We start from the raw sequence: 15,476 nt of genomic DNA on the forward strand, positions 1-15,476 counted from the left end.
GTATATTAATAATGCCCTTTCTCAAATACTTCTCTTATTTCATCTAAATTCCTTGTTTTTCCCAGGGCTAAAATCATCTTTATTCTAGCCTTTTGCCCTGGCATGCTATCTCCAAATATGACACCCATATTTCTTAATTGTTTTCCTCCACCTTCATAACCATAACTATCTAGAACTCTCCCCTTATAGCACCTAGAAACTATTACCACTGCCACACCTTTATTTATAGCCTTTTCTACAGAATTAGCCATTAATGGTGGAATATTACCTCTCCCCATAGCTTCAATCACTAATCCCTTAGCACCTTGACTAACACAATAATCTATAAGTGTACCATCCATTCCTGCACAGGATTTAATAAGCTGAACATTATTCTCTATTACATGAGTATTTATATATTCCTTTGTAGTACTTCCTCTATAAAACCTTACTTCATTACTGTCAACAATACCTATTGGCCCAAATTCTGGACTTTGAAACGTATTAAGGTGCATAGAGTGAGACTTTGTAACCTCACTAGCACAATTTAGTTCATTATTTAAACATACAATTACTCCACGATTCCTTGATTCTTTAGATGTAGCAGTACAAATTGATGCTGCTAAGTTAGCAGGTCCATCGTATCCTAGCTCAGAACTATTTCTCATGGAACCTGTAACTACTACTGGCTTTTCACTATTTATAGTGAGCTGTAAAAAATAAGCTGTTTCCTCAAGAGTATCTGTTCCATGGGTAACTACTACTCCATCTACATCTTCTCTTTCTAAAAATTTCTTAACATAATTTGATAATTCCATCATTATATCTGGGGTCATATGAGGGCTTGGAAGACTAGAAAATGTATATGATTCTACTTCTGCATAGGATTCAATACCTGTTACCATGGACATTATTTCTTCACCTGTTAAATTAGGCACCGCTGCTTTTATTTTTTCATCTACCTTCATAGATATAGTTCCACCATTAAATATTACTACAACTTTACTCATACTTTATGTACCTCCAAAATCTTTATTATTTACAATCCAAAATGAAAATTCAATTACACTTAACTTGTTTATAATCAATTTTAATTATATATCTTTATCAAGCGCATTGTAAATGTACCTTATCCATTATAATAATTCCAATGAAATCTTTTACATATTTAAATATATTACAGTGATGAGAATTATACAATAAAAAATATAGTTTTGAAATTAATATTAATTTCAAAACTATATTTTTGAATTTGAAGAAAACGTCTTAACATTCATCAGATAATTATGCAGATAAGTCCACCATTTCCCTCATTAATAATTTTCTGAAGGGTTTTTTGAAGTTTAATTTGCACATCTTCAGGCATTTTATAAAGTTTATTCTGAAGTCCTTCTTTAACTAATTCTTCTAAAGACTTTCCAAACATGTTACTTTGCCAGATTTGTGAAGGATCATTTTCAAATTGCTCTAAAATTGATTTGTAGAACTCTTCACTTTGTTTTTCACTACCCATTATTGGCTGAATTTCAGTTTCAATATCAGCTTTAATTAAATGTAATGATGGAGCTGAAGCTTTTAGTTTTACTCCATATTGATTACCCTTCTTAACAATTTCAGGCTCTTCTAATTTCATTTCAGTAAGCTGTGGTGCAACCAATCCATAGCCAGTCTCATTAACTTCTTTTAATGCCTCCTCAACCTTATCATATTCTATTTTAGCCTTGTAGAAACTCTCCATAATATTTAATAAATCATTTTCATTTTTTATATCAGTATTACAAATCTCTCCGAGGATCTTATAAAATAATTCATGTTTTGGATTAATATCAACACAGGAAGTACCTTCTCCCATATTCATTTCTTTAACTTTTATGTCTGATAAGAATTCGATTCCTTTAAAGGCATCAAGACATCTCTTAACATCTCTAACTTTATAAATATCTTTACACATGGCTTTTAGAATAGTCATTATGTTTACCTTTAACCAATGAGATGAATTTAAACTCTCCATCCACTGAGGCATGTCAATATTTATTTCTTTTACTGGGAACTCTCTTAGAACTGTATCAAATATTTCTGTAATCTCATTGTTTCCTATATTCATTACATCCATAACTTTTACAGGAACATCATACTTTTCTTCCAGGTCTCTTCCTAGGTCTTTACTCTCTTGTGAATTAGGATTTACAGTGTTTAAAACTATTATAAATGGCTTATTTATCTGTTTAAGCTCCTTTATGACTCTCTCCTCAGCATCTACATAGTCCTCCCTATCTAAGCCTGTAATACTTCCGTCTGTAGTTACAACTATACCTATTGTAGAGTGATCTGTTATTACCTTCTTAGTTCCTATTTCTGCCGCTTGCTCAAATGGAATTTCATAATCATGCCATGGAGTAGAAACCATTTTAGGTGCATCAGCCTCTGTATAGCCTAATGCATTCTTTACTATATATCCAACACAATCAACCATTCTAACTTTAAATTTTACTCCGTCCTCAAACTGAATTTCTACAGCCTCATTAGGAACAAATTTAGGTTCTGTAGTGTGAATAGATTTTCCTGATCCACTCTGTGGCAATTCATCTTTTGCTCTGTCCTTCTTATGAGGATTTTCTATGTTAGGTATAACCATTAGTTCCATGAACTTTTTAATAAAAGTAGATTTACCTGTTCTAACTGGCCCAACTACCCCCACATATATATCCCCTTGAGTTCTTTCTGCTATATCTTTATATATATCAAAATTTTCCAAGGCTACCCTCCCGCAACTACATATTAACATTATATATATATTGATGTAGAATTAATATTATGCATTAATAAAATAAAAAGTTCCCCTTTTTATTTTAAAAGGAAAACTTTTAATACCTAATAGGTTTTTAAATTAAATTATTCACTTTTAGCATAACTAAGTAATTCTTCTAATGTTAAGTCCTTGTTGTGACAAAGTTTACTAATTGTTTTATTCCCAACATATCTATAATGCCATGGCTCATATTTATATCCTGTTATATCTTCTTTAGTCTTAGTATACCTTAAAATAAAGCCATACTTATACGCATTTTCTAAAGCCCAAGCACCCTCTTTGGTATTCTCAAAGGATTGATTTAAATCAAAGGACATATCTCTGCTAGTAATATCAATAGCTAATCCAAGTTGATGTTCACTTTCACCAGGTTTTGCTACATATTCACTATGTTCACTATCTTTATTCTGAATATCCTCATTGTAGATATATGTCTGAGAATCATATCCTCTAAATCCATTACTTAAAAATAAATTAATACCTTGTTCTTGAGCATCATAAAACATCTGCTCTAAATCTTCAACCATAGTTCCACTAACTAGGTTTTTTTCATTACTTCTTTCAGATACTAAGTTGATATTAGGAATAACTAAATTACCTGGCATATACTCCTTAGAAAGTAAATTTTCTTTGTTTACCAATGTATATAATCCTGTTGTATCACTATTAATAATATCTTTTATTTCTTTTATCTCATCCTTTGTTAAGGTAGCGCTAACTGCAGAATCACTTAAATCAGGAACTTCTTCTAAATTGTTATATTCATGTTCATTAATACTATTGCCCCTAGAAGGTGTTGTTTTCCCTTGGCTATATTTAGAAGTTTTATTCTCATAATCATTATTGAATATATTAGCAGTATCAAGGACTTTTGAATCTTCCTTTAACACAAGTCCAATCATTATACCCATTAAAAATAATAACCCAATAATTATTGTAGTTCCATTATTAAAACCTGATTTCTTTTTATAGAAAATATCTTTTCTTTTATAAAATGCATTTTTTTTCTTTCTATAATTTTTATTATTCAACATACGTTTTTGTTAGCCTCCTACCTTTATCTTCAATTTTTCATTGAAAATAAAATTAATTCTCATCTATCTAACCTTATATCATTATATCAAATATTAAGATATTATCAAAATAAAATATTTTAATTAAATAAATGTTTACAATTCATTGTTTTCATCTTTATATTTTCTTCCCATTAATTTTATAACACAATCTTTAGCATTCTTGCCTTTAAAAAGAACTTCATACAATGCAGTAGTTATTGGCATATCTACATCAGTTTTAGATTTTAATTCATGAAAGGCTTTAACAGCCTCAATTCCTTCTACAACCATACCTATCTCTTTTATGGCTTCTTCCATTGTCTTTCCACTTCCAATTAATATTCCTGCTCTTCTATTTCTACTATGCATACTAGTGCAAGTGACTATTAAATCACCCATTCCTGTAAGCCCATAGAATGTCTCAGCTTTTCCTGAGAGCTTAGTTCCAACCCTTATTATTTCACTCATTCCTCGAGTCATTAAAGCTGCCTTAGTATTATCTCCATAGCCAATACCATCTGAAATTCCAGCAGCAAGGGCAATGATATTTTTAAACGCTCCCCCTATTTCAACTCCAATAAGATCATCATTGGTATAAACTCTAAAGGTATTATTGCTAAATATATCCTGGATTTTTTTTGCAGATGTCATATCCTTTGATGATACAGTTACAGTAGTAGGTATATCCCTTGCTACTTCTTCAGCATGACTAGGACCTGATAGCACTACTATAGGATTACCTTTTATTTCATCTTCAATTATTTCTGACATTCTTTTTAATGTATGATTTTCTATGCCCTTAGCCACAGTTACAATTATTTCATCACCTTTAAGAAAAGGCTCTATTTTTTTTGAAATCTCTCTAATAGCCTTTGAAGGTACTGCAAGAACTATTATATTACTATTTTCTATAGTTTCTTCAAGATCACAATAGGCAGTAACTTTTTCTGGTATGTCAATTCCCTTAAGATACTTAGTATTTTCTCTTTTTAGATTAATATCATTAACTGTGCTTTCACTATGGCACCATACAGAACATTCTGCCCCTTTCTTAGAAAGTAATACAGCTAAAGCTGTACCAAAACTTCCTCCTCCTATAAAAGAAATCTTATTCACCTTATCCCTACTTTCTTAAATTATATAAAANNATTGTCTCTATTAATTCCTTCTTATTTATTAAAAATCCATTTGTAATAAAAGATATAAAATTTTTATTAATCTTCTTTTCTCTTCCTAAATATAGTCTTTATTCCAGTGCCTTTAAAATCAAAACTTTCCCTTAGCTTATTCTCTAAATATCTCTCATAAGAGAAGTGTAGTAAGGCTGGATCATTTACAAAAAATATAAATGTAGGTGGTTTTATATCCACTTGGGTTACATAATAAATTTTTAGTCTTCTTAATGCAACTACTGGAGGTTCATTCATAAGTACAGCTTTACTTACCACATCATTTAATACCCCTGTAGCTATCCTCTTAGTATAATTATTATAGCACTCTTTAGCTACATTTAAAACTTTGTTTACCCTTTGACCCGTTAAAGCAGATATAAATAGATAATTAGCATATGGCATAAAAGATAATCCTCTACCGATTCTAGCTTTATAATCATTCATAGTCTTATCATCTTTTTCAATTAAATCCCATTTGTTAACTATTACAACTATTGCCTTATTAAGTTCATGGGCATATCCAATAATCTTTTCATCTTGATCACTTAACTCTTCTGTAGCATCAAGAATCAATATACACACATCAGCTCTCTCTATGGCTGTAAGAGTTCTTATAACGCTATATCTTTCTATCTCTTCTTTAATTTTACTTTTTCTTCTTAATCCTGCAGTATCTATTAATATAAATTTACCCTCATCAGTTTCTAATTTACTATCAATAGCATCTCTTGTGGTACCTGGAATATTACTTACTATATTTCTATTTTCACCTAGTAACTTATTTATAAGTGAAGATTTTCCAACATTAGGCTTACCTACCATTGCAATTTTTATGTATTCTTCATCTTCTTCGCTACTTCCTAACTCATCAAAGTGAGCTACAACTTCATCAAGCATATCTCCAAGACCTAATGCTTGAGTCGCTGAAATAGTTACTGGATTACCTATACCTAAGTTATAAAATTCATAGGCATTATCTTCTAATTCTCTTCTATCAATTTTATTTACTACTAATGTTATTGGTTTTCCTGATTTTCTAAGCATTTGCGCCACTTCATAATCTGATGGATGAAGACCGGCTTTACCATCTACTATAAATACAATTACATCTGCTGTTTCAATAGCAATATTTGCTTGCCTTCTCATTTGAACCATTATAATATCTTCATTTTCTGGCTCAATTCCACCAGTATCAATAATTGTAAAGTTATGTCTTAGCCATTCAGCCTCTGCATAAATTCTATCTCTTGTAACTCCTGGTGTATCTTCTACTATAGCTATTCTCTTTCCTGCTAATTTATTAAAAAGTGTAGACTTACCTACATTTGGTCTTCCAACAATAGCAACTACTGGTTTTCCCATATTAATCCTCCCTTAAATGTTTATTTATTATAGTTATTAAATCATCTCCTGTGAAATCACAAATAATAACTTTTCTATTTAGTTCTCTAGATAAATCTTCCACAGTATAATCATCTAACAGTATGGCTTCATCTGAATTAGAAAGTTCATATCCTTTTCTAAGGACGTTATCAGGTATTATTATATAGTCTCCAATTTCTCTTTCTTTAAGTGTGTTTATTATGTCTATTCCTGTTAAAAGCCCTGTTACTGTAATAGTCTCTCCAAAAAACTTATTTGGTATCTCCTCTACGGTAATATTTATATTATTATTTAACCTTTGAATTTTATCTTTTATATGTACTATTTCAGGATAAACTAAAGCACCTGTTACAAATGTAAAAGATCCCACTCCATCTTTCTTTAAATCTGGAAGTGTAGTATCTATGGTATCCTTTAATATAGTTACCATTCCTACACCATCTTCAATTTGCTCAAATCCTTGGTAATGCTCAGAGTCTGGTAGTGGTTCCCCTGATACTATATAAAATTCGTCTGACAATCTAACAAAGGGTGTTCCACTTTCTTCATAGTACTTTTTTTGTAGCTCTTTAACTAAATTAATTTGTTTTAAAGAAGTTTCTTGGGTAAATAAATTTAGTTTTTTTAATCCTTCTCTATGCTTAGTTATACCTAATGGTACTACTGCTACACTATTAACATTAGGATAAAGTCTATATAGATCTTCTATCGTGCTAACTAATTCTTCTCCATCATTAATTCCTGGACAGCAAACAATTTGAGTATTCATCTTTATTCCTGCTGCTGATAACCTCTTAAGTATATCATATATTTTACCCGCAAATCTATTGTTAAGCATTCTAACTCTAAGTTGTGGATTTGTAGTATGTACAGATACATTTATAGGACTTATCCTATATTTTATTATTCTTTCTATATCCTCTTCTTTCATATTAGTTAAAGTTAAAAAATTTCCTTGTAAAAAGGATAGTCTAGAATCATCATCCTTAAAGTATAAAGTTTCTCTCATTCCTTTAGGTAATTGGTCTATAAAGCAAAAAATACAATCATTATGACATGTCATAGGTTTATCAATAATTCCTTCTCTAAATACTATGCCTAAATCTTCATCATAATCCTTCTCAATCTCAATTTCCCAAATCTCTCCTTCTTTCTTCTCCACTTCTAAAAGAAGTACTTCATCAGTAATAAGAAATTTATAATCTATTATATCTTTAACATCATTTTCATTTATCCTTAAAAGTCTATCTCCAATCTCGATATCTACTTCTTCTGCAATAGAATTTGGAATAACCTTACTTATTTCATTTTTCATATTTGTATCTCCTTCATTCCTATAGCATGATTATACCACTATTATGTTATATTATCTTAATTATATTCCCTAGTCAATGCACCTCATTAAGATTACCGCAAAGCTTCCTTTTTTTCAACAAAAATATAAGTTAATTTCTAAGTAAACTAAAAAAGCTGACTATAAATAGCCAACTTCCACTTTGAAGGGGAATTAAAAGGTATTTGTATTAGTTTAATTTTAGTTTTTCTCCACATTCTAAATATATAGTCCATTCGCAAATATTAGTAGCATGATCTGCCATACGTTCTAAAAATTTGCATACAAATAAAAATTCACTAGCTTGATTTATAGTAGCTTGATCATTCCTCATTATTACAAGTAGTTCATCGAATATACTCCTAAATAATATATCTACCTCATCATCCATTTTACTTACTTCTTGAGCTCTATTTATATCTGTAGTTATATATACCTCTAAAGAATCTTTAATCATCTTTTCTACAATTTTAGCCATCCTAGGTATATCTATAAGTTCCTTAATATAAATTCCTCCTACAAGTTTTTTCGCAATCTTAGCTATGTCTACAGCATGATCTCCCATTCTCTCTAAATCAGTTATGATCTTTGTGGTGATAAATATCCTTCTTAAATCACTGGCTAAGGGCTGCTCTGTAGCCATGAGTTTTATACACTTATCCTCTATATCTTCTTCAAAGTCATCTATTACATCATCCTTTTGAATTACTTTTTCTGCTAAGATTTCATCCTGTTTTTTTAGTGCATCAATGCTATCTTCTATTTGTTTGGCTACAGCCTCACCCATAGCCATTAAATCTTCATGAAGTTGTTGCAATTTAAGGTCAAAACTATTTCTTGTCATCTTCTTCACCTACACTTTATAAATTTTAATTATTGATAACTACCTAATTTCATTCTATTATTAACCAAATCTTCCTGTGATATAATCTTCAGTTCTCTTATCCTTTGGCATATGAAACATTTCTTCTGTCCTTCCATACTCAACAATTTCTCCATTTAAGAAGAATGCTGTTTTATCTGATATACGTCCTGCTTGTTGCATATTATGAGTTACTATGACTATAGTATATTTTTCTTTAAGTACGTCCATAAGTTCCTCTATCTTAGAAGTTGATATTGGATCCAATGCAGAAGTAGGTTCATCCATTAGTATGACCTCAGGTTCAACAGCTATAGTTCTAGCAATACAAAGTCTTTGTTGTTGACCTCCTGACAATCCTATAGCGCTTTTTTTAAGCCTATCCTTTACCTCTTTCCAAAGAGCAGCTCCTTGAAGAGATTTCTCTACAATTTCATCTAACTTCTTTTTATCCTTTATTCCATGAATTCTAGGCCCATAGGCAATATTATCATATATAGACATTGGAAATGGATTTGGTTTTTGAAATACCATTCCTATTCTTTTCCTTAATTCTATTTCATTTAGCTCCTTGTAGATATTGTTATCTTCAAAAAAAACTTGCCCTTCTATTTTTACATCATCAATTAAATCATTCATTCTATTTAAAGTTCTAAGAAAAGTAGACTTTCCACACCCTGATGGACCTATTAAGGCTGTAACACTATTCTTATCTATTTCTATATTTATATTTTTAAGAGCATGATTTGTTCCATAGTGTAAATTAAGACCTTTTGCAGATATTATTGACATCATATTTCCTCCTAATTGCATTCTAATGATTAAAATTTTTCTTTATTTATTTTTTTTGTGATTCCCTTGGCTATCAAGCTTAAAGCTAAAATTATAAATATTAGTATAACCCCAATTGCAGAAGCTAGCTCTATATTTCCGGCTTCCTTAGTAACTAGATAAGCATGTACAGTAAGAGTTCTACCACTAGACATAAGGTTTTTCGGCATTGTAGCTACTGTACCAGCTGTTAAAAGAATTGCCGCTGATTCTCCTATAATTCTTCCAATAGATAATATTATTCCTGATAAAATTCCTGGCATTGAACTAGGAACTACTATTTTGTATAAAACTTCAAACTTAGTTGAACCTAAAGCTACTGCACCTTCTTTATAACTTTGAGGAACTGCCTTTAAAGCTTCTTCTGTGGTTCTTATAATTACAGGTAGTACAATAATAGCTAATGTTAAAGAGCCTGATACAATTGAAAATTGCAATTTAAGAGTAGATACAAAGAATACTGTTCCAAATAGTCCATATATTATAGATGGTATGCCTGCAAGACTTTCTGTTGCAAACCTAATTAATTTAACTCCTCTTCCTTGTTTTGCATACTCTTGTAAATATATAGCTCCACAAATCCCTATAGGAATTGATATTAATAAAGATAATATTACTGTTAACAATGTAGTAACAATCATCGGGAATATACCACCACCATTTATGGGAGAATAATCTCCAAAAATAAAGTTAAAATCTACAAGTCCAAAACCTTTTTTAAATATATATCCTACTATAATAGTAATAATTAGCGCTGTAATAGCTGCAGATAACCATAAAATAGTTTTTAATATATTGTCTTTTATTTTTCTCATATTAATTACCCGCCTTTTCTGATATTTTAGCTATTACAAAGTTTAATAATAGAATGAAAGAAAATAATACTACCCCTGTTGCAAAAAGCATTTCTTGATGTGTTCCAAATGCATATCCCATTTCCAATGCTATATTAGTAGTGAGAGGTCTTACACTATCTGTTATATTATTTGGTATTATGGGACTATTCCCAGCAACTAAGATTACTGCCATGGTTTCTCCTATTGCTCTTCCCATTCCTAGTACTATAGCTGTTAAAACTCCAGACTTAGCTGATGGTAAAATTACTTTAAATATAGTTTCAATTTTAGATGCACCTAAAGCTAAAGATGCCTCTTTATATTGTTTGGGTACTGATCTTATAGCTGTTTCTGCCACTGAAATAATAGTTGGTAGCATCATTACTGAAAGAACTATTATAATGGCAAGTAAACTTTGTCCTTTAGGAAGGGATAATTTACTTTGAATAGCTGGTACTATTATTCCAAGGGCAAAGACTCCAAATAATACAGAAGGAATTCCTGCTAATAATTCCACTCCCTGAGACATTATCTTAGCTACTGATTTAGGTGCTATTTCAACAATAAAAATAGCTGTCAATATTCCTATGGGTACCCCTACAACAAGAGAACCTATGGTTCCATATATAGAAGCAATTATCATAGGAAGAATTCCATACTTTTCTGAGCTAGGTACCCACTCTGTTCCTAGTAAAAATTCTCCAAAGGAATATCCTTTAGATATAAATGGTGCCAAGCCCTTATAAAATACAAAACCTATTATTAAAATTAAACTAATTACTGCTATTAACGCACATACTTTAAAAACATTCTCTGATATACCATCAATGATATATTTTATCCCCTTAAGTTTGAGGGGTTTTTCTGTCTTAACTAATTTCACTGACATATATTTGACCTCCAATTTAAATTCAATAGACCTTCAAGATAATTTTTTCTTAAAGGTCTATACCCATTGTGGCATACAAATTATCTATTTTACTTTTATTCCACCAGCTTCTTCAACAATACCTTGACCTTTTTCACTTAAAATATAATCAATAAATTGTTTTCCATCCTTTGTTAATTTATCTTCTTTATATACTACTAAGAAAGGTCTTGATAATTTATACTCTTTGCTTAATACTTTTTCAGGTGTTGCTTCAATTCCCTCTACTTTCAAATCCTTAATTGAATCATCTAATTGTTCAAAAGAAATATATCCTATTGCATTTTCATTTGTTGAAACTGTAGTCTTAACACTTCCATTACCCTCTGCTATAGTTGCATTTTTCTCCAACTCTTCTGAAGTATATCCTACAATTTCTTGGAAAGCATCTCTTGTTCCTGAACCATCTTCCCTTGAAACTACTACTATTGGAGCATCACTTCCACCAACTTCCTTCCAGTTAGTTACAGCCCCTGTATATATGTCCTTTATTTGTTTCATAGTTAAGTTTTGTGCTGTATTTGATGGATGAACTACTAGAGCTATTCCATCATAAGCAATTACCGTTTCAGCAAGCTCTGATTTTTCTTCAGCTTTTAGTTCACGAGAAGCCATACCTATTTCACTAATACCTTCTATAGCATTTTTTATTCCTGCTGAAGATCCTATTTGTTGAACCTCTACAGCAATATTTGGATTTTCACCTTTGTAACTCTCAGCTTCCTTTTCCATTAATGGCCCTACAGAAGTTGAACCTGATATTTTGATAGTTATAGCTTTTGTTGTATTATCACTAGTATTATTACCGCTATTATTTGAATTGGAAGTATCCTTTCCGCCACAACCTACTAATAATCCCATGGTCATTGTTGCAACTATTCCTGCTATTAATATTTTTATTGACTTCTTTTTCATTTAAATTCCCCTCCAATTTGTTTTTTTATTTATCTTACAATATTGATTATATTCTTCATTAGTTAAGCTATTATTATACATATATTAAAAAAACTTTACTTAGGTTAATAATACTTAACATAAACAAGTTCTTTGTATTTCAAACGTGAAAAAGACTAGAGAATTTTCTCTCTAGTCTTTTATGAATTTATTATCTTAATATTTCTATTTTTCTATATGATATGGAATTGTAATAACAAATTTTGTACCAACGCCTAAAGTACTTTCTACATCTATACTACCATTAAAACCAATAATTATATGTTTAACTATAGCAAGACCTAATCCTGTCCCACCTTTTGCCCTAGACCTAGCTTTATCGACCCTATAAAATCTTTCGAAAAGTCTTGGTATATACTCTTTTGCAATTCCCATACCACTATCTTCTACAATAACTTTAAAGTAAGTGTCATAAATTATCTTTGTTATTACTACTGTATCAAATGCTTCACTATATTTTATCGCATTATCTACTAGATTTATAAGCATTTGTTTAAATTTATCCTTATCTCCTAAAATATTAGGTATCTCATCTCCTACTATACTTACATGTACCTGCTTTTGTTCACCAGTATTCTTCATTAAATAAAATACATCCTCTATAGCTTTATTTACATTAAATACTTCTTTCTTAAATTCTTGCTTATGTTCAATCTGCGATAACAATAATATATCTGATATAAGTGTGGTAAGTCTTTCTGCTTCTTCGTTTATTATAGTTAAAAATTTTTTCTTAGTCTCATCATCATCTACCTCTTTTAAAGTTTCGGCAAAACCCCTTATAGATGTAAGAGGAGTTTTAAGTTCATGGGATACATTAGCCACAAATTCGGTTCTCATATTTTCTAACTTTTTCAAGTCCGAAATGTCTTGTATTACTGCTACTGCCCCAATATGTTGATGATTGTGAACTATAATATCTGCGGTTCTAACTCTAAGAAATTTTATAGTAGGAGCACTTAACTTAAACTCTTTAATATCTCTATCTCTCATAGAGAATATAAACTTTAAATTGACTTCTTTGCATATATTTTCAACTGGATTGCCTACTACATCTTCTTTAATATTAAAAATTTTCTTTGCATAGTTGTTTATCATTATTATATTATGACTATTATCTATAGCAATTACGCCACTTTCCATGCTTTGAAGAATAGCTGAAAGTCTATTTTGCTTTTCACTTACCTCATGTAAGCTACTTTCAAGCCTATCTGCCATATGATTAAAGTTTAAAGCTAACTTCCCAAGCTCATCATTGGTGGTAATTTTAATTCTTCTACTTAAATTTCCATTAGTCATCATGGAAGTAATAATATCTAAATCCCTAATTGGTTTAACAATTATATAGGATAACTTATTAGCAATCCAAAGAGATATAAAAATCATTATAATTATAGCACTACCATACCATACCATATATGTACCATTTAATTTATGCGTTGCTTTTACAGGGGTTGAAACTCTAACTACTATTCCATCTTCTATAGCTACAGCATAGTAAATAACATAAGTTCCTTCCCTATCACTATATCTAGTAGTAGTACCGTCTCCTTTAGATTTAGCCATGATAACTTCATCTTCATAATTATAATTTATTAATTTTTCCACATTCCCTAAAGAATCAAATTGGGCAGTTCCATTGCTATTTATAATAGTAATTCTAATATTCAGATTTTTCATTTTATCTACTATATTAGAAAAACTCACCTGATCAATGTTGTGTAACTGCTCACTTATTAAATAAGCATAAACATTTAATTGTTTTTTATAACTTTCTTCACTTTCATAGGTAACTATTGTATAAAATACTGTAGTTAAAAATCCTAGTACAAAAACTAATGCTGCAAAAACACTTAGCATTAGCCTTTTTTTCATAGTTCTTTGTGAATTATCTTTCATAACTTTCCCCAGAATTAAATTTATATCCTATACCTCTAATAGTTTGAATATAAATTGGATTTTTATCATTATCTTCTATCTTTTGTCTTAAATGTCTCACATGAACATCTACAGTTCTAGTTTCTCCTACATATTCGTAGCCCCATATCTTATCTAAAAGAAAATCTCTTGTCATAACTTTTCCTTTGTTTTTTATCAGTATTTCTAAAAGTTCAAACTCTTTTAATGTAAGTTCTATTTTTTCTTTTCCTTTATATACTTCATGTTTTTGATAATCTATACTTATATCTCCAAATTTAAAGCTATTATCTTCTTGTTTAAAACTAGTTCTTCTTAATATAGCTTTAGCTCTAGCTACTAGTTCCCTCACCGAAAATGGTTTTGTTATATAATCATCTGCTCCTAACTCTAAGCCTAAAATCTTGTCTAATTCCTCACCTTTTGCTGTAATCATAATTATTGGTGTAGACTCTATATATGAATTTTTTCTAATAGCCTTGCATACTTCTAATCCATCTATCCCCGGCAACATAAGGTCTAAAAATATTAAATCTGGTTTTTCATCTTCAGCTAGTTTTAACGCATCAATTCCATTATCAGCAGTTATAACCTTGAATCCATTCTTAGTTAAATTAAATTTAATTAGTTCCTGAATATGTGCCTCATCATCAACTACTAATATTGTTTTCTCCATAAACATCACTCCTTAAACTCATGGATAAATACAAATGAAAATAACCTACCATGAGATTCTTCTTCTTTTCTATATGAATATAACTTTTTATCTCTGCTACAGTATGTACATAAATTTAAACACACTATATTATTATTTTTGATACCTTCATTCATTAACTGTATCTCTACACACTTTTGTAAATCTAAATTTCTACCATAACTAATCTGTTGATTTTTAAATAAATCACAATCTCTGAAATCATCTATAAGCTCCTGACTTACCTCATAGCAACAGCTTTTATTATGGGGTCCTATAAAAGCTTTAATATAGTTATGATCACACCCATAATTTTTCTTCATAACTTTAATTCCTTGAGAAACTATATTATTCAAAGTTCCTTTCCAACCACTATGAATGGCTGCTATTACTTTAGTTTTAGTATCTATTAAAATTATTGGTACACAATCCGCTGTAAATACTCCAATAGCAACGTCTTTCTCTTTTGTTACAATACCATCTCCATCATAATTTACTATATCCATATTTTCTTCGTAAGAAAATACTTTGGTTCCATGAACTTGATTTAAATATACGACATGATTTACTTTAAACCACTTTTTTAAATTATTTAAACTAGACTTTCCTTCATTAAATGCTTTATTAAAGTTTAAATTATTTTTTGCTGTAGAAAATCCAATAGTCATATCACATAAATCATAGGTTAGAAATTCATTATTTTCTATATTATATGATCTCATA

The 15,476-nt window shown here is 30.0% G+C and carries 14 protein-coding genes; all 14 read right to left on the bottom strand.

Going from position 1 to position 15,476, the window contains the following annotated elements; all coding sequences use genetic code 11:
* Window positions 1-5: 5 nt before the first annotated feature.
* Window positions 6-989 (bottom strand): asparaginase, encoded by a 984-nt coding sequence (locus B3630_RS04210; protein WP_346895792.1) that lies wholly within the window; start codon window positions 987-989, stop codon window positions 6-8.
* A gap of 266 nt (window positions 990-1,255) precedes the next feature.
* Window positions 1,256-2,734 (bottom strand): stage IV sporulation protein A, encoded by a 1,479-nt coding sequence (gene spoIVA, locus B3630_RS04215; protein WP_346895794.1) that lies wholly within the window; start codon window positions 2,732-2,734, stop codon window positions 1,256-1,258.
* Between the two features lie 137 nt (window positions 2,735-2,871).
* Window positions 2,872-3,822 (bottom strand): M15 family metallopeptidase, encoded by a 951-nt coding sequence (locus tag B3630_RS04220; RefSeq protein WP_346895796.1) that lies wholly within the window; start codon window positions 3,820-3,822, stop codon window positions 2,872-2,874.
* A 135-nt stretch (window positions 3,823-3,957) separates the two neighbouring features.
* Window positions 3,958-4,959 carry an NAD(P)H-dependent glycerol-3-phosphate dehydrogenase gene (locus B3630_RS04225; protein WP_346895798.1) on the bottom strand — a complete coding sequence of 334 codons (1,002 nt, stop codon included), beginning with the start codon at window positions 4,957-4,959 and terminating at the stop codon, window positions 3,958-3,960.
* A 98-nt stretch (window positions 4,960-5,057) separates the two neighbouring features.
* Window positions 5,058-6,377: a ribosome biogenesis GTPase Der gene (gene der / locus B3630_RS04230; protein ID WP_035132691.1), complete on the bottom strand. Its 1,320-nt coding sequence runs from the start codon at window positions 6,375-6,377 to the stop codon at window positions 5,058-5,060.
* A gap of 1 nt (window position 6,378) precedes the next feature.
* On the bottom strand, window positions 6,379-7,713 hold the full coding sequence (locus B3630_RS04235; protein WP_346895800.1) for a DUF512 domain-containing protein: 1,335 nt from the start codon (window positions 7,711-7,713) through the stop codon (window positions 6,379-6,381).
* Between the two features lie 208 nt (window positions 7,714-7,921).
* A complete protein-coding gene (phoU, locus tag B3630_RS04240; protein ID WP_346895802.1) occupies window positions 7,922-8,575 on the bottom strand; it encodes a phosphate signaling complex protein PhoU in 654 nt (217 codons plus the stop codon).
* Between the two features lie 60 nt (window positions 8,576-8,635).
* On the bottom strand, window positions 8,636-9,385 hold the full coding sequence (pstB, locus tag B3630_RS04245) for a phosphate ABC transporter ATP-binding protein PstB (protein ID WP_346895962.1): 750 nt from the start codon (window positions 9,383-9,385) through the stop codon (window positions 8,636-8,638).
* A 29-nt stretch (window positions 9,386-9,414) separates the two neighbouring features.
* Window positions 9,415-10,239 carry a phosphate ABC transporter permease PstA gene (gene pstA / locus B3630_RS04250; RefSeq protein WP_346895804.1) on the bottom strand — a complete coding sequence of 275 codons (825 nt, stop codon included), beginning with the start codon at window positions 10,237-10,239 and terminating at the stop codon, window positions 9,415-9,417.
* Between the two features lies 1 nt (window position 10,240).
* Window positions 10,241-11,149: a phosphate ABC transporter permease subunit PstC gene (gene pstC / locus B3630_RS04255; RefSeq protein WP_346895806.1), complete on the bottom strand. Its 909-nt coding sequence runs from the start codon at window positions 11,147-11,149 to the stop codon at window positions 10,241-10,243.
* 84 nt (window positions 11,150-11,233) lie between these two features.
* The gene (locus B3630_RS04260; protein WP_346895808.1) at window positions 11,234-12,103 is read right to left on the bottom strand and encodes a phosphate ABC transporter substrate-binding protein; all 870 of its coding nucleotides are present in this window, start codon (window positions 12,101-12,103) and stop codon (window positions 11,234-11,236) included.
* A gap of 204 nt (window positions 12,104-12,307) precedes the next feature.
* Window positions 12,308-14,041, bottom strand: a complete 1,734-nt coding sequence (locus B3630_RS04265; RefSeq protein WP_346895810.1) for a HAMP domain-containing sensor histidine kinase — start codon at window positions 14,039-14,041, stop codon at window positions 12,308-12,310.
* Complete coding sequence (locus tag B3630_RS04270; protein WP_346895812.1) at window positions 14,031-14,741, bottom strand: response regulator transcription factor; 711 nt, start codon at window positions 14,739-14,741, stop codon at window positions 14,031-14,033. The genes B3630_RS04265 and B3630_RS04270 overlap by 11 nt, the downstream gene beginning before the upstream one ends.
* Window positions 14,741-15,475, bottom strand: coding sequence for a peptidoglycan editing factor PgeF (gene pgeF / locus B3630_RS04275; RefSeq protein ID WP_346895814.1), 735 nt, complete (start codon window positions 15,473-15,475; stop codon window positions 14,741-14,743). Before pgeF ends, B3630_RS04270 begins: the two co-directional genes overlap by 1 nt.
* Window position 15,476 lies beyond the last annotated feature (1 nt).

This window comes from Clostridium sp. UBA7503 (assembly GCF_002477055.1).
Lineage (GTDB): Bacteria > Bacillota > Clostridia > Clostridiales > Clostridiaceae > Clostridium_J > Clostridium_J sulfidigenes.

Excerpts from the sequence above, each read along its gene's own strand:
- B3630_RS04210 (WP_346895792.1), bottom strand. The coding sequence starts at position 989 with ATGAGTAAAGTTGTAGTAATATTTAATGGTGGAACTATATCTATGAAG.
- B3630_RS04220 (WP_346895796.1), bottom strand. The coding sequence starts at position 3,822 with ATGTTGAATAATAAAAATTATAGAAAGAAAAAAAATGCATTTTATAAA.
- der (WP_035132691.1), bottom strand. The coding sequence starts at position 6,377 with ATGGGAAAACCAGTAGTTGCTATTGTTGGAAGACCAAATGTAGGTAAG.
- B3630_RS04235 (WP_346895800.1), bottom strand. The coding sequence starts at position 7,713 with ATGAAAAATGAAATAAGTAAGGTTATTCCAAATTCTATTGCAGAAGAA.
- phoU (WP_346895802.1), bottom strand. The coding sequence starts at position 8,575 with ATGACAAGAAATAGTTTTGACCTTAAATTGCAACAACTTCATGAAGAT.
- pstB (WP_346895962.1), bottom strand. The coding sequence starts at position 9,385 with ATGTCAATAATATCTGCAAAAGGTCTTAATTTACACTATGGAACAAAT.
- pstA (WP_346895804.1), bottom strand. The coding sequence starts at position 10,239 with ATGAGAAAAATAAAAGACAATATATTAAAAACTATTTTATGGTTATCT.
- pstC (WP_346895806.1), bottom strand. The coding sequence starts at position 11,149 with ATGTCAGTGAAATTAGTTAAGACAGAAAAACCCCTCAAACTTAAGGGG.
- B3630_RS04260 (WP_346895808.1), bottom strand. The coding sequence starts at position 12,103 with ATGAAAAAGAAGTCAATAAAAATATTAATAGCAGGAATAGTTGCAACA.
- B3630_RS04265 (WP_346895810.1), bottom strand. The coding sequence starts at position 14,041 with ATGAAAGATAATTCACAAAGAACTATGAAAAAAAGGCTAATGCTAAGT.
- B3630_RS04270 (WP_346895812.1), bottom strand. The coding sequence starts at position 14,741 with ATGTTTATGGAGAAAACAATATTAGTAGTTGATGATGAGGCACATATT.
- pgeF (WP_346895814.1), bottom strand. The coding sequence starts at position 15,475 with ATGAGATCATATAATATAGAAAATAATGAATTTCTAACCTATGATTTA.